Here is a 19171-nt window from a genome sequence, read left to right on the forward strand (position 1 = left end):
ATATCGGTGCGGAACGTGTCCGGAACCGTCGCCCCCGTTCGTCACTAGGGTGAAGCGCCGCCGATCCGAGGAGCACGCGATGAAGTACATGATGTTCGTCTGCACCGACGCCGAGCCCGACACCGACAGGGAGGAGTGGCCGGACATCGAGGCCTGGGTGGCGGAGAACGACGCGCGCGGGCGGCGCCTGCGGGGCGCGGAGCTGGCGGCGGAGACCGCGGCGACCACCGTCCGCGTGCGCGGGGGCGAGCTGATCCTCTCCGACGGCCCGTTCGCCGAGACCAAGGAGGTGATCGTGGGGTTCGACCTCCTGGAGTGCGCGGACCTGGACGAGGCGATCGAGGTCGCCCGGGCCCACCCGATGGCCAGGGCGGGACGGCTGGAGCTGCGCCCGTTCGCCGACTCCGAGCAGTGACGGAGTACCTGGCGGAGGTGGCCGCCGACGCCTACCCGCGCATCGTCGCCGCGCTGATCCGCGTCACCGGCGACTGGACGCTGGCCGAGGACTGCGCCCAGGAGGCGCTGGCGCTGGCGGTGCGGCGGTGGCCACGGGAGGGCAGGCCCGCCAACCCCGGCGGCTGGCTCATGACGGTGGCCCGCAACCGCGCGATCGACGCGCTGCGGCGCGCCTCGGTGGAGCGCCGCAAGCTGGAGGAGCTGGCCACGCTCGCGCCGACCGCGCAGGAGGGGCCGGAGACCCTGGGGGAGGAGTCCGTGGACGACCGGCTGCGGCTCATCTTCACCTGCTGCCACCCGGCGCTGGCGCTGGAGGCGCGAGTGGCGCTGACCCTGCGGACGGTCTGCGGGGTGCCGACCGCGGACATCGCCCGCGCGTTCCTGGTCACCGAGGAGACCATGACCCGCCGCCTCACCCGGGCCAAGAAGAGGATCGCCGAGGCGGGGATCCCGTACCGGGTGCCCGGCGGCGCGGCCCTGGCCGAGCGGCTGCCCGGCGTTCTCGCCGTGCTCTACCTGCTGTTCACGCAGGGGTACAACGCCGACGGCAGGCCCGCGTTCGCCCGGGAGGCGATCCGGCTGGCCCGGCTGCTCCGCCTGCTCATGCCGGGGCAGGCGGAGGTGTCGGCGCTGCTGGCGCTGTTCCTCCTCCAGGACTCCCGCCGCGACGCCCGCCGGGACGCGGAGGGCGGGCTGCTCCCCCTGGACAGGCAGGACCGGTCCCGCTGGGACCGGTCCGCGATCGCCGAGGGCCTCGACCTCCTGGCCGGCATCGAACAGGACGGCCCGTACGGGTTGCAGGCGCGCATCGCCGCCTGCCACGCGACCGCCCCGTCGCCGTCCGACACCGACTGGCCGCGGATCGCCCGGTGCTACGACGAGCTGGCCCGGATACGTTCCACACCCGTGGTCGAGCTCAACCGCGCCGTCGCGCACGGCTACGCGCACGGACCGGCGGCCGGTCTGGCGCTGCTGGCCGGGGCGCGTGCGGGCGGAGCGCTGGACGGCCATCCGCTCGCCCTGGCCGCCGAAGCCGACCTCACCGCCCGGAACGGCGACCGCGCCCGCGCGGCGGCCCTGTTCCGGCGGGCGGCCGCCGCCGCGCACAGCGAGCCGGAACGCCGCGCGCTGCTCGACCGCGCCGACGAGAACTCCCGACAGGAGCCGGACCGACCATGACCACGGAGACCGAGACGCTGCTCGCCTCCCTGACCGCGCAACGACGGCACGTCCAGGGCATCCTGGAGGGCCTGGGCGAGGACGACCTGCGGCGGCCCCTCCTGCCGTCGGGCTGGAGCTGCCTGGGGCTGGTACGGCACCTCGCCCTGGACGTCGAGCGGTTCTGGTTCCGCGCCGTCGCCGCGGGCGACCCGGCCGTCATCGACGGACTCGGCCGGGCCGGTGACGCATGGCGGGTCGGCCGGGACGCGTCCGCCGCATCGGTCCTCGACCGCTACCGGCGAGAGATCGACGCCGCGAACGCCGTCATCGCCGCCACCCCGCTGGAGGCCGCACCGGCATGGTGGCCCGAGCGGTTCACCGACTGGCGGGCGCGCACGCTACGGGAACTCCTCCTGCACGTCATCACCGAGACCGCCTGCCACGCCGGCCATCTCGACGCCGCCCGCGAACTGATCGACGGCAGAAGGTGGCTGGTCCTGACCACCTGAGACCGCTCGGCCCGCTCCCCAGCGAGGAACAGACGGCATGGCGGAGCGATCGGTTCGAACTGGGCGAGTTCGTTCGGAATGTCCATGTCGCTTCATGGGGCGCGTCCGGCTGTATCGCGGCATCCATGGATATGTCTCTCCCGGCTTGAAATCGCGGCGGACGGCTCGGTTGCGGAATTCCGCGGGTGAAGTGATGCGATCATTGGCCGGCCGAATTCGAGCAGGTCCTGTCGCGTCGGGGGTGCGTGGATGCATGAGCGGCTGGTCGGTTGGCCGGGGGTTTCGGGGTTGCTCGCCGCGTTGTTGGCGGTTCTTCTCGTCGCCGCGATGGCGCCGCGCGTCGACGCGGACGAGAGCGTGTCGGGACCTGCCGTTCCAGGGGTGGTCCTACCGTTGCACACCAAGGGACGTTGGATCATGGACGCCCGGGACCGGCGGGTGAAAATCGCGAGCGTCAACTGGTATGGCGCCGAATCGAGCGATTTCGTCGTCGGCGGGCTTGACAGGCAGCCGTTGGCCAGAATCGTCCGGCTCATCCGGCGGAGCGGGATGAATTCCGTACGTCTGCCGTGGAGCAATGAGCTCGTCGAAAGGAATCCCGTCATCGATCCACGGAGGCTGGCGGCCAACCCGCTGCTCGCCGGGAAACGTGGACTTGAGGTGTTCGACGCCGTGGTGGACGAGCTGGGTCGCCAGAGGCTCATGGTCATCCTGGACAACCATCGCAGCCGGGGGGACTGGTGCTGCGACGAGGAGCACGGCGACGGCCTGTGGCACACGGCCCGGTACCCCGAGTCCGCCTGGCTCGCCGACTGGCGGGCGATGGCCGCCAGGTATCGCGACCGCCCCCACGTCATCGGCGCCGAACTGCGCAACGAGATCCGGCCCGACCCCGGCCTGGGGCTCAAGCCCACCTGGGGGAGCGGCGATCGGCGCACCGACTGGCGGGCCGCGGCCGAGCGCGGCGGCAACGCGGTGCTGGCGGTCGATCCCGACCTGCTGATCATCGTGGGCGGCCTCGACTACCAGGCGGACCTGTCCGGCGTACCGGAACACCCCGTACGCCTCGGCAGGCCTGGGCGGCTGGTCTACGCCGCGCACGACTACCCGTGGTTCCATCCCGCGGGCGACCTCGGCGATGACGCGGCTTTCGCCGTGACGCTGCGGAAACGATGGGCCTTCCTGCTGGAGGAGGGGAAGCCGCACACCTCGCCGGTCTACGTCAGCGAGTGGGGAGGCTGCCAGCGGCCCTCGGACGACCGGACCCCCTGCGACAGGGCGAGCACGGTCTTCTTCGACACCTTCGTGCGATGGGCTCGCTCGTCCGACGTGGAGTGGGCGTACTGGCCGCTGAACGGCACCCAGTCCACCGGGTACAGCCGCAGGCACGGAGCCATCGAGAACTGGGGAATCCTCAACCCCGCCTGGAACGGCTACGCCAACCGCCGGTCCTTGCGGCAACTGCGAACGATCCTGAAACCGGCGACCGAGGCGATCCGGCGTTCCCCGGCGGCATCGGCGGCCCGGAACGGCTCACCGGGAGCATTGAGACAGCAGCGGACGTTGCGATGAAAGCCGTGCGTGTGGCCCTGGCAGGTGTCACCCTGGCTGCGATGGGGCCGAGGCCCAGCGGTCATGGCGGGGATCTTCGGACGGCCCACCACCAGCCGGAACGAGACGGGGAGGGCGATGCGCACCGACCTGGCGCAGACCACAGACCCTCAAGGAGACGGCGGCTGCTGTTCGCCGCGTTCGCAGTGGCCATCCGACCGGATCGTGGCTACATTCGCGACAGGACGACCAGCAGGTCGCCGTCCACGCGTGATCGACGAGGACATGTCCACCTTCGCCTGGGCTCCGCCCGCCAGCGGTGTCCTGTCGCCCGAGCGTGTCGGCAAGCCGGCTGTCGCTTCGCCTCGCCGTGTCGGGCCCCGGCCGACGCCGACCGGGAGGGCGCCGCTGACCTGAGAACCGGCATCACCCGATGACCGCCCTCCCCAACGGCGTTGCCGGCTCCCCGGCAGCCCGGTGGCCCACCTCCAGAACGGTTCCGCGATGTCTGTCCTGCACCCCCGGCTCGGTGACCACCTGTGCATGTTCACCGACTCCATCGATGACTACCTGGACTTCGTGGCCGTGTACGCCGGTAACGGCCTGGCCTCGGGCCATCAGGTGAAGGTCCTGGTCGACCTGGTCGCCCCGGCGGTGATGACCGCCTGGCTGCAGTCCCGCCTTCCCGGGGCCGCAGGGGCCTTCGAGCAGGGCGCCCTGGAGGTGTGCGCCGCCCGCGATACCTATCTCAAAGGCGGCGACTTCGACCCGCCCCGGGTGATGGCCGACTTCGACGCCATCACCCGCCAGGCCCAGAGCGACGGCTACCCCGGCGTGTGGGCGACGGCCGACATGGCCTGGGCCCTGCTGGACACCGGCACCATCGCCCGTGTCCTGGACTTCGAGGCCAAGTGCAACCAGGTGCTGCTGGAACAGCGGCTGGCCGCGGTCTGCCACTACGAACGCCGCATGTTCGACCCGGCCACCCTGCGGCGGGTCCACGCCGTGCACCCCTTCGGCCCAGAAGGAGCCGGGCTGCGGTTCGCCCGCACCACCACCCCGCCCGGAATCCGCTTCACCGGACGGGCCGACGCCGGCAACCGTGAGTCGTTCGCCGCCGTGCTCAGCCTCCTGCGCTCCGTCACCGGTCCGGTCACCGTCGATGTCACCGGCCTGAACCTGCCCGACCTCCACACCACCGGTGAACTGGTCGAACTGGCCGCCGACCGCAGCGCCCCCACCACCATCCTCGCCACCCCCGCCACCGCCGCCCGACTCCACGCCATGGTCACCGCGCCCGTCCGCAACGCGCAGATCCCGGTGACCATCCGAACCGCCGGTGACGCACAGACACCCTTCCCGGCTTCGTAGCGGACCCGGGAGGCTCGACGCCGCAGAATCAGATCGGGGCAGGGACAGGGCGCGTGGGGACCAGGCCCGCGTTGAGGACGTGTACCAGAACCCCGGGAGGCCGGCTCGGCTCGGGTAACGATCGCTTGGGTGGCGCGTTGGGGAGATCGCCCACTTCACCACGTTCGCGGTGATCGGCCCGGCACGATGGGTCGAGCCTCCACCCGACTCGCCCGATCGCCGGGCACGCCTACTCGCGGTGCGGCGGAACGGCGGCCCGTCTAGCGGACCAACTGGATCAACTCGTGCGTGGCGCCCGGTGTCGCCTTCGAAGCGACGCGGACGCCATCTTCCTGGTACCACCGAAAACTCCAGAAGACGGCGGCGGCCAGACCAAGGATCCATGCCATCGGGGCCACGAGGGCCAGGGCTATCGGATCTTGATGATCGGAACGGAAGCGCAGGTACGTCCCCGCCGCGGCGACCAACAGCGCCAGGACGACCATGCCCAGCCAGCGCAACCGTGCCCTCCTGGTGCGCTGGATGGAGTGAACCCGCAGCTGGACGGCACCGTCACATGCGCTGCAGTGCACATCGACAACGCTGCTTCCTTGATCGGGCCGCCGGACTCTCACCGGAGTCACCCTGTAATTGACCACGATTGTGTCGCCGACCTGGCGTGAGTTCACCCTGTGATGCAACTTCACGGAGTGGTCTTCACCTATCGCGCGCAACCCCGGGTCTCCTCACGTGCGGCGTGCTCCACCCACAGGGTAGACGGCACAAGATCAGGCCAGAAGGGGTGCCGGGACGGTCGTCAGGTGCCAGGCCGGTGACCGCGCTCTTGTGTCCTCACGCCGCCGGAACGCCACGCGATGCTCGTGGCGGGTGGTCGGATCCCGGAGCGGGGCAGGCTCGGACCGGGGCCGCATGCAGCGGCCCGCCGTGGGTCGCGCGGTGCAAGGCGGTCCCGAGTGTGGGGCGCGGCGCGGTGACGGGTGATGAACGCGGCGTCCATGGAGGCGCGCCCTGATCTCCGCCGTGGTCGCCGATCGCCGCCAGAACCGGACGGCATGGCGTTCGGCCAGGGCAGGGCGTGAAGGAGAGCATCGTCGGGTCCGGCCCGGCCGCTGGGAAACGCCGGAGGCGGCCTCTAACGTGATGACACATGGGGGCTTCCGAAGAACGGCGATCGGCGGTGACCCGATGAGAGGTCCGGGCAAGGGGGCGCGCAAGATGCCCGGCGGTGTGCCCACCGCCGTCGTCACCGGCGGAGCCTCGGGGATCGGGGCCGCGATCGCCGCCGGGCTGGTGCGGCGCGGTTGTGCGGTGACCCTCGCCGACATCGACGCCGAAGCGGTCCGGCGCACCGCCGCCGACCTGGGGGCGGACGCGGCCGTGCTGGACGTCGCCGACGCCGACGCCGTGCGGGCCCTGATCCACCGGGTGCGGGACCGGGGCGGCCGGCTGGACTACGTGTTCAACAACGCCGGGATCTTCGTGGCCGGGCGGGCCGAGACGCTGTCGCTCGAACACTGGGACCGGGCCCTGGCGGTGAACCTGCACGGCGTCGTCCACGGCGTGCACGCCGCCTATCCGGTGATGGTCGAGCAGGGGCACGGGCAGATCGTCAACGTCGCGTCCCTGGTGGGCCTCGCGCCGGTGCCGTTCATGCTGCCCTACTCGACCACCAAGCACGCGGTGGTGGGGCTGTCGCTGGCGTTGCGCGCCGAGGCCGCCCGGCACGGCGTGCGGGTCAACGTGGTGTGCCCCGGTTTCACCGACACCCCGCTGCTCGAACGCGTCAACGCGGGGCTGGCCCGGACCGGCATGGAGGACGGTTGGCGGCGGATCGCCCGACGCTTCCAGCTCCGCCTCTACCCGGTCGACCGGCTCGCCGACGACATCCTGGCCGGTGTCGCTCGCGACAAGGCCGTCATCGTCGCCCCCAGACGGGCGAGGCTGCTGTGGCATCTGTACCGGCTGGCTCCGGCGGCGACGGTGCGCGTCACCGCGCGGAGCCGCGGCCTGCTGCCTTCCGGCGGTCCACGCGAACACGTGACGCGGACCGGCGACAAGGCCGTTCCGCCGAGAGCCTCGGCGCCCCCACGCTGACCGCCGTGGTCCGGTGGTACGACGCCCAGGGCGGTCATCTGGGCACCACCACGGTGCTGCCCGCTCCCGGTCAGATCCTCGGCTACAACCCCGGCGACGCGCTGCCGACCGGCGTCGCCACCTCCGGCCCGCTGTCCGGCAGCCGCGTCCAGGGCTCCGCCACGCCCACCAGCGACGTCAGCCGCTGCGCCACCTTCTCCTGAACCTCTCCGCCGCCCGGCCGCAGGCTGCCTTGACCGGCCAGGACGCTGACGTCGGCACGCGGACGCGGACACGTCCACCCCGCGTGGGAGCCGCTTCGATCAGTCGGCGTAGGTGAGCTCGGCCCTGGTGATGGACGAGCCGTTCACCGTGAAGGCGTAGTAGGCGTCGAAACCCCCGCTGCCGCCAGGGGCGAAGCGCACCAGGAGGCGCTGGTGGCCGGGCCGGTTCTCCGCGACCCTGGTGACGGTCAGCCTTCCGCCGATGACCTCGTTCTCGGCCCAGGCGCGGATCGCGGCGCGGCCCGTGAACCGCCGCCCGACGTCGATGAGCTCCGCGTCGGCGGCGAACGCTCCCGCCAGCGCGTCGAGGTTCCGGTCGTTGACCGCGCCGACGTAGGCGCTCACCGGCGCCAGCAGCCCGTTCGTCCCGTCCCGCGCCTCGTCCGAGCAGGCGGCGGGCGTCTTCGCGGGATCCTCGGCGGCCAGTTCCCGCGCGACGGCCCTGACGTTCTCCTGCGCGATGGTCGAAAGGTCCGCGACCGGCGGGTGGCCGGGGTGGGTGCGCTCCATCTCGGCGATGATCGACCTCTGTTCGCCGGAGGTGACGGTCCTGCCCCCGGCGGAGCCCGGGGCGACGGCCGGGCGGACGAGCCCGCGGAACCGCTGGAGGTACCGGCGCTGCTCGTCGATCAGCGCCCGGGCCGGGCCCGGGGCTCCGTGACCCGGGTACATCGTCCCGGCCGCGGAGAAACGCCGGCCCAGCCGGTCGAGGTTCTGGAGCCAGCCGCAGCTGTTCCCCTCGATCAGCGCGGGCGTGACCTTGCTGCCCGCCAGGTCGCCGGAGAAGAGGTCACCGGTGTCGGCGCGGTGGTAGACGGTCGCGGTGTCGGACTCGCCCTCGGCGAACGTGGCGGTCACGAGGCGGAGACCGCCGACCTGCAGCGGCGCGCCGTCCTCGAAGACGCGGTCGGCGTAGGTGACCTTGGCGGGAAAGCCGGGATTCGCCGAGCGGGCCAGCGGATAGAAGCGCCGTCCGTCCTCCCGCATCGCCTTGTCGGTCGCCCTGGACGCGTGGATCGGAGCCCGGGGGAACGCCTCGGCGAAGGCGCCCGCACCACCCACATGGTCGGGATGGGAGTGGGTCAGCAGGATGGCGGCGACGGGCCGGCCGGTCTTCCTGATCTCCGCTATCGCCTTCCGGGCGTCGGCCGGTGTGCGCGAGGTGTCGACGAGGACCAGGCCTTCCGGCGCCTGGATCCAGTAGACGTTGACCGAGCCCGGGTTGGGCGAGGCGAAGCGTCCCGGTTGCGCCGCCTTCGCCGCCGGCGGCTTGGATCCCTCGTCGTTCGAACAGCCCCCCATCGGTGCCATCGCGCACATGGCGGCGGAGCCCGCGGCGATGAGGCGCCGCAATCGCTGGTTCATCTGGAGCCTTCGTGGAACTCGGGGTTCAGCGGAAGTCGTCCGCGTGGGCCTGTGCCCACTGCTTGAAGGTGCGGGGCGGACGCCCGGTCACCTTCTCCACGGTGGGGTGGATCCGGGACTCGTCCAGGGTCCCGTCGCCGTAGAAGCTGAAGAACGCGTGGATGTACTCCTCCGGTACGCGTCCGGTCATGTCGGCCCGGGCCTCCTCGTCCGTGAGGGCGTGGAAGCGCAGGTCGCGGTGGAGCACCTCGGCCAGGATGGCCAGGCGCTGGGCGGGCAGGAGCCGCTCCGGGCCGCTCAACTCGTGGACGCGCTCCTCGTGTCCCGGATCGAGCAGGGCCCGGACGGCGACGGCGGCGATGTCATGGGGATCGACGGAGGCGAGGGGCACGTCACCGAAGGCGTCCCTGACCACGTCGCCCTCGCGCAACTGCGGAAGCCAGCGCAGGGCGTTGGACATAAACGCGTTGGGACGCAGGAACGTCCACGCCAGCCCGGACGCGCGGACCGCCGTCTCGGAGGCGATCATGAATTCGGAGATGGCGTTGCGCGTGTCGGCGGCGACGGCGGCCGGGCTCGACAACAGCACCACCCGTTCCACCCCCGCCCGCAGCATCCGGGCGAGCAGGCCGGGCATGTCGCGGTAGCCGGGCAGCAGGAACACCCCACGGACGCCGTCGAGGGCGGCGGCGAGCGACTCCGGCTCGTTCAGGTCGCCGACCGCCTGCTCGGCCGGCAGGTCGGCGGGTCGGCGCACCAGCGCGCGGACCGGCTGCCCGGCGCGGACGAGCTCCCGGACGACCTCGCCGCCGACGTTCCCGGTGGCCCCGGTGACAAGGATCATCGCAGGGTCCGTCCGAAGTGCAGGGCCACGGTGTCCGCCGCGAGCGTGACCTGCGGGTCCTGGTCGTAGAAGTCGAACTGGACGCCCTCGGTCCAGAGGATGTCCTTGGGACCGGCGAGCCCGGCGTGGAACCGGCGGACGCCGTCGGGGATGGCGGCGTCCTCGCTGTGGACGAGCAGCGTGGGCTGGTTGATCAGCGGGGCCAGGGCGATGGAGTCGTAGGTGAGCCAGCCCTCCCAGGCCATCACGGCGAAGCGGTTCGGCCAGGCGGGGATGCCGCCACGGTCCGGGTTGAGGTAGAAGTCGATGTCGTAGGGCATGGCCGCGCGCGTGTCGGTGGCGCTGACCACCGGGACGTAGTCGACCTCGCCGGTCTCCTCGAACCGGGCGCGGGCGTCCCGGGCGACCGCGATCCTCTGGGCGACCGCGTCCGCGCCCCCGTACGCGTCCTCGCAGACGGCGGCGTCGTGCAGCCACGGCGCGACCAGGGCGAGGGAGCCGACGCGGGGGTCGTGGGCGGCGTTGTCGGCCATGTACATCGCGGCGGCGCAGATCCCCAGGGCGCCCAGCCGGTCGGCGTCGACCGACGGGTGGGCGGCCAGGAACGTCACCGCGTGGTGGATGTCGCGGACCTTGCGGGCGGGGTCCTCCACGTCGCGCGGTTCGCCCTCGGACTCGCCGAAGCCGGTGAAGTCGAACGACAGGGCGGCGTAGCCCCGGTCGGCCAGCCGCTCGGCGTACCGGTCGGCCATCAGCTCCTTGACGCTGGTCCAGGTCCCGGCCACCACGATCCCCGGAGCCGGGGCCCCGGTGTCGGGCAGGAACAGGTTGCCGGTCAGGGTGGCCTCACCGCTGGGGAAGGTGACCTTCTGCTGGGTCGTCACGAACGGTCCTCTCTCGTTGATCGGTCGGCGCGGGTGATGGCCTGGCGGCGAGTGCCTCACCGCCAGGCGCGAGGCTCGCGAAGGGGCTCCGGCGATCGCTTCACACGACGGGGCTGGAGCGGGCCCGTCGCGACGCGGTCGGCAGGACGAGGCCGTGCCGCCGGATCATCCGGTCGCCGCCGCCAACGCCATCAGTTCCTTGTTGCCGTCGGCCCAGGCCGCCGTCATCACGACGCCGCTGATCCTCCACGCGCCGCCGACGCGGACCAGGTCGAACCGGTAGGTGCCGCCGAGCGTCCACAGCGGTGCCCCGAACGGGTCCGCCAGCCGATGGGTGGCCTGGAACGACGCGGTGCACACGGCGGCGTCCCCGTCGAGGGTCACCAGGTGGTTGGTGACCAGGTGCTGGGTGGCGTCGAATCCGCCCAGCACCCGGGACCAGGCGTCCACGATCAGCTCCGGCGACAGCACGGCCGGTTCGCCGCCGTTCAGGCTCGTGTAGTCCAGCCGCACCTCGTCGGCGAACACGGCCTTGAGCGCCTCCCACTCGCGTTGGTCGGCGTGCCACGCCATGCGCGTGCACGCCTCGACCACGGCCTGGCGATCCATGAGTTGAGCTATGTCCGCTCCGGGGGCGGGGTGGCCGGTCGTGCTCACTGAGCCTCTCCTGTCTTGGCGTCGCTTTCGGTTCCATGGCCTCCGGGACCAGGCCGCATCCGCCTCGGCCGTTCCGCGAGGGGAGAGTCGGGGCCTGCGCCGGAGCCACAGGGCGGGCGGCACGGGACGGTTCCGGCGGGGCCTGGGCCCGGCACCGCGACGTTCCGGCCGACGGGAAGATTCTGGCCGCGGCGGCGTCGCCAGGGGAAACAACGATCCGCTGTGCCGAGCACAGCGGATCGCTGTGGCCACTATGGTGTTCGCCGTGAGCGACATCGACCTTCGGCACCTGCGTTCGTTTCTGGCCGTGGCGCGGGAGCGGTCCATCACCGGCGCCGGTGCGGTGCTCCACCTGACGCAGCAGGCGGTGTCGACGCACGTGCGGCATTTGGAACGTTCCCTGGGGGTGGCCCTGCTGGTGCGCACCTCGCGCGGTGTCCTGCTCACCCCCGCCGGGGAGGAGCTCGCCGCCGGTGGCGCGACCGTCGTCGACGACGTCGCCCGCCTGGCCGAACGGGTACGCGCCGTGGCCGACGCCCAGGCCGGGACCCTGCGCCTGGCCTGCTGTCCCGCCGCCACCTCCCTGTTCGCCGTCGACGTGGCCGATGTCCTCGAACAGGCGGTTCCCGGCCTGCGGGTGGTGTTGAGCGGGGCGCGCGACCCCAGGGACGAGCTCCGGCTTCTCGGCGACGGGCACGCGGACGCCTCCTTCATGTGGCTGCCGATCGGTGACGTCGGGCTGCACCATGCGGTCGTGCGCAGCGACCCCCGCGCCGTGGTGCTGTCCGCCCGCCACCCCCTCGCCGACCGCCCGACCGTGACCCTCGCCGATCTCGCCGACGACCCGGTCGTGCGTCCCGACGTCCTCACGTCTCCGGAGGCCGAGCGGTTCTGGCTCGCGGACCCGCGGCCCGACGGCTCTGCCGCGCCACGCGGCCCGCTCGTTCCCCTCGTGGAGGACTGCCTGCTGGAAGTCGGCCGCGGTCGTGGCGTCTGGCTGGCCCCGCAACCGCTGGAGACGGTGATGCCCCCCGGCAACCTGCGCTGGATCCCGGTCACCGACGCGGAGCGCTTCGACCTGGCCGTGGTGTGGTCCGACCGCGCCCCCCAACCCCTGATCACGCGCCTGGTCGCCGAAGTCCGCGCCCTCACCGGCCACGACCAGCGACTCCACGCCGCGTGAACCCGCGGCGCCCAGGACCCGCGGGACGGATGGTGAGGTGCGCGCGCCCTGAACCAGGGTCGTGGGACCCGGCCTAGAGCCGGTCCATCGCCTCGTCCAGCTCGGCGAAGAACTTGTCGATGGCGGTCATGTCGAGGCCGGGCGAGGTGATCGTGAAGCTGGGGCGGATCGTGATCCCGCCCGAGGAGGCCCCCGCGCGGACGGCGGGGCCGCGGTTCTCGAGGCCCGCGATGATCCGGTCGATGAGGGCGTCGACCTCCCGCGGGCTGTAGCCCCGCGTGGCGACCGGGACCTTGGTGCTGCGGATCTTCCGTACGAGCCGCGCCTGCGGGGTACGGGCCGCGACCCGCGACCGGCGCCGGTCGCGCATCCGCGCCCTCGGGACGGACAGGCGCTCGCTCACGCGGCCGCCGACCAGCAGGAGCGCGCCACCCGACGTGAGGGCCCCGCCGACCAGCAGCATTCCGGACGCCACGGTCGAGGCGTTTCGCTTGCTCTCCTCGTAGCTCCGGGGTCCCGACTTGCGGCTGGAGCAGTAGTCGCCGGGGCTCATCCGCTCGAAACCGCACCGGGGCTCTTCCGCGTCCTTGGCCACGACCAGCCAGAGCAGCAGCACGGCTGCCCCGATGGCCATCATCCAGGCGCCCGACCTGACCATGCCCACCCCCTTGTAGGAACAAGATCGTACATTTGGGGTGTCCGGAGGAGAAGACCCGACCGCGCCCCCGGTGGCTCGTCACCCGGAGCGTGGTGAGGGCGGGACGATGGGCGGCCACGTGACCGCCGTCGGCACCGACGACGCCAAGACCATGGGCCGGGCCGAGCTGCGGTTCGGAGCGGGCCGCGGCTCCCAGCACGCGGTCATCGGCCTGATCGGCCCCGGCATCATCAGCAACGGCGTCGCCCATCGCGGTTCCGCCTCCAGCGTGGGGGAGCGGAGCCACGTCATCGTCGAGTCGGCGCCGGCCGCGCCGCCCGCGTCCACCCGTTCACTGGCGACCCGCTCGTCAACGATCCGCCCCGTCGTCCAGGGGGATCATGCGGTGTTCGCCGGGCGGCAGCGGCGTACGTAGTAGGCGTAGGTCAGTGCCAGCGTCAGCGGCCCCCACAGGCCGATCGGACTGATGCAGATCTTCGCCAGCGCCTCCCACCAGCCGTTCCGGTAGCCCACTCCGTCGAGGGCGCCGATCCAGGTGAGCGCCATCATCACCGTGACGGCGGTCATGACCAGCCCGCCGATCGCCGCCGGGACGATCGCCGCCGCCGGATGGATGCGCCTGCCGCCGAGGAGGGGGATCCAGGCGGGGACGACCTCGCCCCACCCCCGGACCAGCCCGATGCACAGCAACGCCGCCACCTCGGTGAGCACGCTGAGGCCGAAGACGTAGGGAACGCTGATCCACAGCGGCGCCGTGGTCGCGCCGTCGTCGACCTGGCCCATCTCGAAGTGGAAGGCGAACGGCAGCCGCCACAGGCACGAGGGCAGCAGAAGCAGCGGGATCGCGTAGGCGGTGCGCAGCGCCCAGCGCGGGACGGGCCGCTGGGTGTCACTGACCGAGGGGGCCGCATGCATCAGTTTGATCGCCATGGCCCCCACCCTCTCCGACCTGCCGGAACTGCTGATCACCCGCTCGGGCGAACCGGCTCCCCCGCAGGAGTGACCTGCCGGCCGGGCCGACGATCGGCATGCACCGCGCGAGCCGCCATCAGCCAAGGCTTGCCCGCGTCTTCAACGATCCTCGTCGGAGCCGGGGTGATGGGCGTCGGGATCGTCCACGCCGCCGCGTTCGGGGGGAGCCGCTGCCTGGTGTGGGGGCAGCGCCCGCAACCTGTCGGCAGCTGGTGTCGCGGAACGGCGCGGCGATGAAGCTGGGCGACCTCGTGCTGATCTGGGGGCGCGACGGGCGGGCTGGGCTCGTACGCGACCCAATACGCGCTCGCCGGCGGCGCCATCCCGATCTGCGTCGTCTCCTCCGCCGAGAAGGCCGAGCCGTGCCGGAGGACGGGCGCGGAACCGGTCATCGACCGGCGCGCGGAGGACCACCGGTTCTGGAAGGACCCCGACATCGTGTTCGAGCATCCGGGACGAGAGACCTTCGACGCATCGGCATACGTGACGCCGACCTGGGGGTGGAGGACACCGGACTACGCCCCCGCCTGCTGCCCGGACTCCACCGATTCCGCGCCAACGACCAACCCGACAGCCGCGACAAGTGAGCGTCGGCGATCGGATGGTGTGGGGAATCCGGTCGGGTCTCAGAGCGCGCCGGAGGAACGGCACTCCCAATGGCGGAAGTCACCGGTCCGGCGCCAGATGACACGTGCGGTCTGGATGCTGGCCGATCGGCGTACCGCCGACGCCGCCAAGCGGAAGCTGGACCGCCGCGAGATCGGCGCGCAGGCGGGGCTCGGACTGCTCGCGGCGCTCGTGGCCGGTGGCGGCCTGCTCTGGGCGGTGACCGCGGCGCATTCGGGCGCCGTGTCCGCCGGGGACCTGACCATGTTCGTGGACGCGGTGGCCGCGGTGCAGGGCGGGCTCGCCACACTGGCCCGGGACACCGCCCGATGCCACCACGCGCTCCTGCTGCTCGACCACTACCTCGAGGTGACCACGGCCGGGCCCGATCTCCAGGTGCGGGCGCGGCCACGCCCGCTGCCGGGCCTTCGTCAGGGGATCGAACTGCGGAACGTGTGGTTCCGCTACTCCGACCAGCATCCGTGGATCCTGCGCGGGCTCGACCTGCGCATCCCCCGGGGGAGCGCCCTGGCGCTGGTCGGCCTGAACGGCGCCGGGAAGTCCACGCTGGTGAAGCTGCTGTGCAGGTTCTACGATCCCACGCGGGGCCAGATCCTCTGGGACGGCGTGGACATCAGGGACGTCGACGCCGGTGAACTGCGGCGGCGCATCGGCGCGGTGTTCCAGGACTACATGAGCTATGACATGAGCGCGTCCGAGAACATCGGCCTGGGCGACCTGGACGCGCTGCACGACCGGGCGCGGATCGAGGCCGCCGCCGCCCGGGCCGGCGTTCACGACACCCTCGCGGGCCTGCCGCACGGGTACGACACGCTGCTGACACGGCTGTTCTTCATGGAGTCCGACAAACAGGATCCGGCCACCGGGGTGGTGCTGTCGGGTGGACAGTGGCAACGCCTGGCGATAGCGCGCGCCTTCGTGCGCGACCGCCGCGAACTGATGATCCTGGACGAGCCCTCGTCGGGCCTGGACGCCGCGGCCGAGCACGAGATCCACACCTGTCTCGCCCGCCACCGCGGCGGGCGGACCAGCCTGCTGATCTCCCACCGGCTCGGCGCCGTCCGCGACGCCGACGTCATCGTCGTGCTGCGCGGCGGAAGGATCGTGGAGAGGGGAGACCATCACGCCTTGCTGGCCGCCGCGGGGGAGTACGCCCGGCTGTTCCACCTGCAGGCCTCCCGTTACCAGGCCGACACCCCCGCCTCATGAACGCGCCGGTCACCGCCGTCCTGGGAGCGGTGGTCGCGATCCTCTGCGCGGGGTGGGCCGCCGCCGGGCTGCTGAGGCGCCACCTGGTGATCGTCACCGTGCGGGGAAGCAGCATGGAACCGTCCTTCCACGACGGTGACCGGGTCCTCGTACGCCGGACCCGGTCGCTCACCGCGGGCCAGGTGGTCGTGGTGGAGGGCCCTGACGGTGACGACGCACCGGCCGGTCCTCCGCTGGACCGTCAGGACGCCCCGGGGGCGGTGTCCGCACGGAACTGGATGATCAAACGTGTCGCGGCCGGCCCTGGAGACCCCGTGCCCCGTGAACGGGTGCCCCTGCTCGCCGACACGCCGGACGGTGTGGTGCCGGAAGGCCGGGTCATCCTGCTGGGGGACAACCACCGGGCCAGCTACGACTCCCGGCACCTGGGCTTCTTCCCGGTCGAGCGCGTGCTGGGCACGGCGCTGGCCCCGTCCGCTCGCCGACGGCGGACGCGCGGGCGGCCTCATGGCCAGGAGCCGGGCCCTGACCTGCGGCCGAACCGCACCTGATCTCGGCGGCGCACCGTCATGGCCGCCCCGGGAGCGGGAGCGTCCCGGGGTCAGACGAAGAAGCTGTCGTGGCGCAGGAAGAACTCCGCGCGCTCCTCCTCGCTGAGGCCGGCCAGTTCGGTGAGGCCTTCGAAGTACTCCTCGCGGGGTGCTCCGGGGGCGAACAGCATGAGCATGGAGGCGGGTTCGCCGGACTCGTTGCGGAAGGCGTGCAGCCCGCCCACCGGGACGTACAGGTAGTCGCCGGAGGTGGCGTCGATCCAGCGCCGGCCGTCGAACAGCCGCATCGTGCCCGACAGGATGAAGAACGACTCCGATATCGCCTTGTGGAAGTGCGTGCTGGGCCCGGCCGCCTCCGGCCCCATGTCCACTCGGTACAGGCCATACTCGCCTCCGGTGGAGGCGGTGGTGGACAGGTAGTGGTAGGCGGTGCCCCGGGAGACGTTGGGGCCGTCGGTGGCGACGGGCCTGGAGACGAAGTCGGGCGCGGTGGTCGCGGGCCGGAAGGTGGCGCTGGTCTCGCCGTGCTCGCCGAAGTAGCGGGGGGAGGGGTAGGACACGGTCGCTCCTTGGACGAGGGCTGATTAGATGAGTGCTAAGATAGTTGGTGATCGCATGAGTGTCAATTAAATGAGCGCTCGTCTATCTGGCGTGGGGGGAAACATGGCGGACGCGGTGGAGGCGGTACTGGAGCAGTGGCGTCGGGAGTGTCCCGACCTGGACGTCTCGCCGATCGGCGTCGTCGGCCGGATCATGCGGCTGTCCCGGCTGTGGGACAAGGAGATCAAGGACTTCCTCGGCGGGCACGGGCTGGAGCCGGGCGAGTTCGACGTGCTGTCCACGCTGCGGCGCTCGGGCGAGCCCTACGAACTGACCGCCAAGGCCTTCCTCAGGGCCTCCCTGGTCACCACCGGGGCGATCACGCTGCGGGTCGACCGCATGGCGGCCAAGGGCCTGGTCACCCGCGAGCCCGACGCCACCGACCGCCGCTCGGTCAGGATCCGCCTCACCCCGCTGGGTCTGGAGACCATCGACCGGATCCTGCCCCTCCACCTGGCCAACGAGGCCCGCCTCCTGGAGGGCCTCGACGCCGGCGAACGCCGGGATCTGGCGGCCGTGCTCTCCGGGCTGCTGGAGTCCCACGGCGACACGGCCACCTCCACCGGCCGCTGACCCGCATCCGTTCCTCGGGGACGCCCCGGCGTGCGGTGTCGCTACAGGCGCCGTGACATCAGGAACAGCGGCAGTCTGCCGCAGCGGGCGAGCACGCAGCCGTCGCCCTCCACGGCCTCGCCGGGTCCGGCCTCGCGGACGGTCCCCAGGTCGAGCCCGCGCAGCAGGGCGCCGGTCAGGTGGCGGGCCGACCTGGAGACGATGACGCGGCCCTGGGAGTTGACCAGCACCGCGCCGGGCGGCATCGGCGGCAGCACCGACGGCTCCAGGCGCCGCACGAACAGGTCGGCTCCGGCGATGCCGAGGAACCCCTCCCCGTCGAGCACGGGCGTGGACAGCGTGAGGATGTACTGGTCGGTCCCGTAGTAGTCGACGTACGGGCCGTGCACGTGGACGCGGCCGGTGTCGCGCGGCACGGTGAACCAGCCGTAGCGGGTGTAGTCGTAGAAGCCGGGGCTGGCCGGGTCGAGGTCGACGACGAGGCGTTCGGCGGGGGAGGTGCCCGCGGCCTGCCACCATTCGAGCCACATCGGCGCGTCGGCCAGCAGGCCGGGCGCGGCGACGAACCCGGCGCCGCTGACCAGGGCCGCGTGCCGCCCGATGAGCGCCGCCGCGTCGTCGCGCAGCGGCTCGACGGCCGCCCGGTCGGGGCGGGACGCCGCGCGGATCAGCGTCACGGCCCGGCCGCCCAGGTCCTCGACGGAGCCCAGCACGGCGTCGAAGACGTCGCCGACCTCGCGGCTCGCGGCGGCGGCCTGCGCAAGTGCTTCGGTCATCCCGTTCACCGTCCCATGAGGCCGAGGTGCAGCTCGATGAGCCGCTCGATCGCCTCGGTCACGTGCCGCCGGGCGAGCCGGGCGGCCTCCTCGCCGTCGGCGGCCCCGATCGCCCCGGCGATCTCGTGGTGCTGCCGGGCCATCCTGTCGCGGGTGGCGGCGTCCGCGCTGGGAAGCCACAGCAACGGGCCGATCTCGGTCTGCATGCCGATCTCCTCACGGGTGAGCCGGGCCGACTGGGCGGCGGCGGCCACCTCGACGTGGAACCAGCCGTCGGTGCGGTGCCGGCGCTCGGGCCGTTCGGCGGCGTCGAACGCCCGCGCGGCGTCCTCCAGGCGCCGCACGTCGTCGGCGGAGGCGCGTTCGGCGGCCAGCAGCGCCGCGCCCGCGGCCAGGGCGCCGTAGTGGTCGCCGAGGTCGCGAAGGTCCTCGGCGGACAGCTCGCGCAGCCGGGCGCGCAGGTGGTCGGCGGTCTCCCGGGGTGCGGGGGCGCGCACGAAGCTGCCGCCGCCCCGGCCGCGGCGGGTCTCGATCAGGCCCTGCCCGCGCAGCCCGCCGAGCGCCTCGCGGACCGTCGCGATGGCCACGCCGAGCTGTTCGGCCAGGTCGGCCTCGCTGGGCAGCTGCTCGCCGTCGGCCAGCAGCCCGAGCGAGATCGCGTCGGCCAGCCGCCGGGTGATCAGCTCGGCCCGGCCCAGGCTGTCCAGGGGGCTGAAGACGGCGAGCCGCGTGATCGCGGACGCGTCCGGCGCGGGCATCGGGCTCCTTCGCGAGGGTCTGGGAACGGGGAAGGCAACCCCTTGCCATTAAACATCTGGACCCGTATGTTTTCGGCCAGATGCTACTGCAGGGGCATCGCTGACGTCA

The 19171-nt window shown here is 72.5% G+C and carries 22 protein-coding genes and 1 pseudogene; 13 read left to right on the forward strand and 10 right to left on the reverse strand.

Annotated elements, in window-relative coordinates:
* Nucleotides 1-79: 79 nt before the first annotated feature.
* The 5 genes from AKI01S_RS05930 to AKI01S_RS05950 all read left to right on the forward strand — a co-directional run bounded on the left by AKI01S_RS05930 (nt 80) and on the right by AKI01S_RS05950 (nt 5048).
* Entirely contained in the window at nt 80-415 is a 336-nt protein-coding gene (locus tag AKI01S_RS05930) for a YciI family protein (RefSeq protein ID WP_067812737.1), read from the forward strand.
* A complete protein-coding gene (locus AKI01S_RS05935) occupies nt 412-1635 on the forward strand; it encodes an RNA polymerase sigma factor (RefSeq protein WP_067812738.1) in 1224 nt (407 codons plus the stop codon). The genes AKI01S_RS05930 and AKI01S_RS05935 overlap by 4 nt, the downstream gene beginning before the upstream one ends.
* Nucleotides 1632-2126 (forward strand): DinB family protein, encoded by a 495-nt coding sequence (locus tag AKI01S_RS05940; protein WP_067812739.1) that lies wholly within the window; start codon nt 1632-1634, stop codon nt 2124-2126. The genes AKI01S_RS05935 and AKI01S_RS05940 overlap by 4 nt, the downstream gene beginning before the upstream one ends.
* A gap of 249 nt (nt 2127-2375) precedes the next feature.
* Nucleotides 2376-3698 (forward strand): glycoside hydrolase family 5 protein, encoded by a 1323-nt coding sequence (locus AKI01S_RS05945; protein WP_083998981.1) that lies wholly within the window; start codon nt 2376-2378, stop codon nt 3696-3698.
* 483 nt (nt 3699-4181) lie between these two features.
* Nucleotides 4182-5048: an MEDS domain-containing protein gene (locus AKI01S_RS05950; RefSeq protein WP_067812741.1), complete on the forward strand. Its 867-nt coding sequence runs from the start codon at nt 4182-4184 to the stop codon at nt 5046-5048.
* Nucleotides 5049-5308: 260 nt separating this feature from the next.
* Here AKI01S_RS05950 and AKI01S_RS05955 read toward each other — a convergent pair whose 3' ends face one another.
* Nucleotides 5309-5548: a hypothetical protein gene (locus AKI01S_RS05955; protein WP_157419688.1), complete on the reverse strand. Its 240-nt coding sequence runs from the start codon at nt 5546-5548 to the stop codon at nt 5309-5311.
* A gap of 685 nt (nt 5549-6233) precedes the next feature.
* Between AKI01S_RS05955 and AKI01S_RS05960 the strand changes: the two genes are divergently transcribed.
* A complete protein-coding gene (locus AKI01S_RS05960) occupies nt 6234-7142 on the forward strand; it encodes an SDR family NAD(P)-dependent oxidoreductase (protein ID WP_245681492.1) in 909 nt (302 codons plus the stop codon).
* A gap of 5 nt (nt 7143-7147) precedes the next feature.
* Nucleotides 7148-7345 carry a hypothetical protein gene (locus tag AKI01S_RS05965; RefSeq protein ID WP_067812743.1) on the forward strand — a complete coding sequence of 66 codons (198 nt, stop codon included), beginning with the start codon at nt 7148-7150 and terminating at the stop codon, nt 7343-7345.
* Between the two features lie 99 nt (nt 7346-7444).
* On the opposite strand, the gene AKI01S_RS05970 is transcribed toward AKI01S_RS05965, so the two are convergent.
* The 4 genes from AKI01S_RS05970 to AKI01S_RS05985 form a co-directional block, all read right to left on the reverse strand.
* Entirely contained in the window at nt 7445-8707 is a 1263-nt protein-coding gene (locus AKI01S_RS05970; protein WP_218009559.1) for an MBL fold metallo-hydrolase, read from the reverse strand.
* 88 nt (nt 8708-8795) lie between these two features.
* Nucleotides 8796-9614: an NAD(P)H-binding protein gene (locus tag AKI01S_RS05975; protein WP_067812744.1), complete on the reverse strand. Its 819-nt coding sequence runs from the start codon at nt 9612-9614 to the stop codon at nt 8796-8798.
* Nucleotides 9611-10498 (reverse strand): alpha/beta hydrolase, encoded by an 888-nt coding sequence (locus tag AKI01S_RS05980; RefSeq protein WP_067812745.1) that lies wholly within the window; start codon nt 10496-10498, stop codon nt 9611-9613. The genes AKI01S_RS05975 and AKI01S_RS05980 overlap by 4 nt, the downstream gene beginning before the upstream one ends.
* A 165-nt stretch (nt 10499-10663) precedes the next feature.
* Complete coding sequence (locus AKI01S_RS05985) at nt 10664-11107, reverse strand: nuclear transport factor 2 family protein (RefSeq protein WP_067812746.1); 444 nt, start codon at nt 11105-11107, stop codon at nt 10664-10666.
* 313 nt (nt 11108-11420) lie between these two features.
* Here AKI01S_RS05985 and AKI01S_RS05990 point away from each other — a divergent pair, with 313 nt between their 5' ends.
* Complete coding sequence (locus AKI01S_RS05990; protein WP_067812767.1) at nt 11421-12338, forward strand: LysR family transcriptional regulator; 918 nt, start codon at nt 11421-11423, stop codon at nt 12336-12338.
* A 73-nt stretch (nt 12339-12411) separates the two neighbouring features.
* Here AKI01S_RS05990 and AKI01S_RS05995 read toward each other — a convergent pair whose 3' ends face one another.
* Complete coding sequence (locus AKI01S_RS05995; RefSeq protein ID WP_067812747.1) at nt 12412-12996, reverse strand: DivIVA domain-containing protein; 585 nt, start codon at nt 12994-12996, stop codon at nt 12412-12414.
* 106 nt (nt 12997-13102) lie between these two features.
* On the opposite strand from AKI01S_RS05995, the gene AKI01S_RS06000 reads away from it, so the two are divergent.
* Nucleotides 13103-13411, forward strand: a complete 309-nt coding sequence (locus AKI01S_RS06000) for an ROK family protein (protein ID WP_067812748.1) — start codon at nt 13103-13105, stop codon at nt 13409-13411.
* On the opposite strand, the gene AKI01S_RS06005 is transcribed toward AKI01S_RS06000, so the two are convergent.
* Nucleotides 13375-13926: a hypothetical protein gene (locus AKI01S_RS06005; RefSeq protein ID WP_067812749.1), complete on the reverse strand. Its 552-nt coding sequence runs from the start codon at nt 13924-13926 to the stop codon at nt 13375-13377. The two genes, AKI01S_RS06000 and AKI01S_RS06005, sit on opposite strands and share 37 nt — an antisense overlap.
* Before the next feature lie 369 nt (nt 13927-14295).
* Here AKI01S_RS06005 and AKI01S_RS53210 point away from each other — a divergent pair.
* The 3 genes and pseudogenes from AKI01S_RS53210 to AKI01S_RS06020 all read left to right on the forward strand — a co-directional run.
* A pseudogene (locus AKI01S_RS53210) lies at nt 14296-14397 on the forward strand (hypothetical protein); the annotation flags it as partial.
* Between the two features lie 255 nt (nt 14398-14652).
* On the forward strand, nt 14653-15804 hold the full coding sequence (locus AKI01S_RS06015; RefSeq protein ID WP_157419689.1) for an ABC transporter ATP-binding protein: 1152 nt from the start codon (nt 14653-14655) through the stop codon (nt 15802-15804).
* Nucleotides 15801-16355, forward strand: a complete 555-nt coding sequence (locus AKI01S_RS06020) for a S26 family signal peptidase (protein ID WP_067812752.1) — start codon at nt 15801-15803, stop codon at nt 16353-16355. Before AKI01S_RS06015 ends, AKI01S_RS06020 begins: the two co-directional genes overlap by 4 nt.
* Nucleotides 16356-16405: 50 nt before the next feature.
* Here AKI01S_RS06020 and AKI01S_RS53215 read toward each other — a convergent pair whose 3' ends face one another.
* The gene (locus tag AKI01S_RS53215; protein WP_067812753.1) at nt 16406-16915 is read right to left on the reverse strand and encodes a cupin domain-containing protein; all 510 of its coding nucleotides are present in this window, start codon (nt 16913-16915) and stop codon (nt 16406-16408) included.
* A 103-nt stretch (nt 16916-17018) separates the two neighbouring features.
* Here AKI01S_RS53215 and AKI01S_RS06030 point away from each other — a divergent pair, with 103 nt between their 5' ends.
* Nucleotides 17019-17528: a MarR family winged helix-turn-helix transcriptional regulator gene (locus AKI01S_RS06030; protein ID WP_067812754.1), complete on the forward strand. Its 510-nt coding sequence runs from the start codon at nt 17019-17021 to the stop codon at nt 17526-17528.
* Between the two features lie 41 nt (nt 17529-17569).
* Here the strand turns inward: AKI01S_RS06030 and AKI01S_RS06035 are convergent, their stop codons facing one another.
* Together AKI01S_RS06035 and AKI01S_RS06040 are read right to left on the reverse strand one after the other, a co-directional pair.
* Nucleotides 17570-18304, reverse strand: a complete 735-nt coding sequence (locus AKI01S_RS06035) for a cache domain-containing protein (RefSeq protein ID WP_067812768.1) — start codon at nt 18302-18304, stop codon at nt 17570-17572.
* A gap of 5 nt (nt 18305-18309) precedes the next feature.
* Nucleotides 18310-19062: a FadR/GntR family transcriptional regulator gene (locus AKI01S_RS06040; RefSeq protein ID WP_067812755.1), complete on the reverse strand. Its 753-nt coding sequence runs from the start codon at nt 19060-19062 to the stop codon at nt 18310-18312.
* Nucleotides 19063-19171 lie beyond the last annotated feature (109 nt).

The organism is Actinomadura kijaniata NBRC 14229 (assembly GCF_001552175.1).
Classification (GTDB): domain Bacteria; phylum Actinomycetota; class Actinomycetes; order Streptosporangiales; family Streptosporangiaceae; genus Spirillospora; species Spirillospora kijaniata.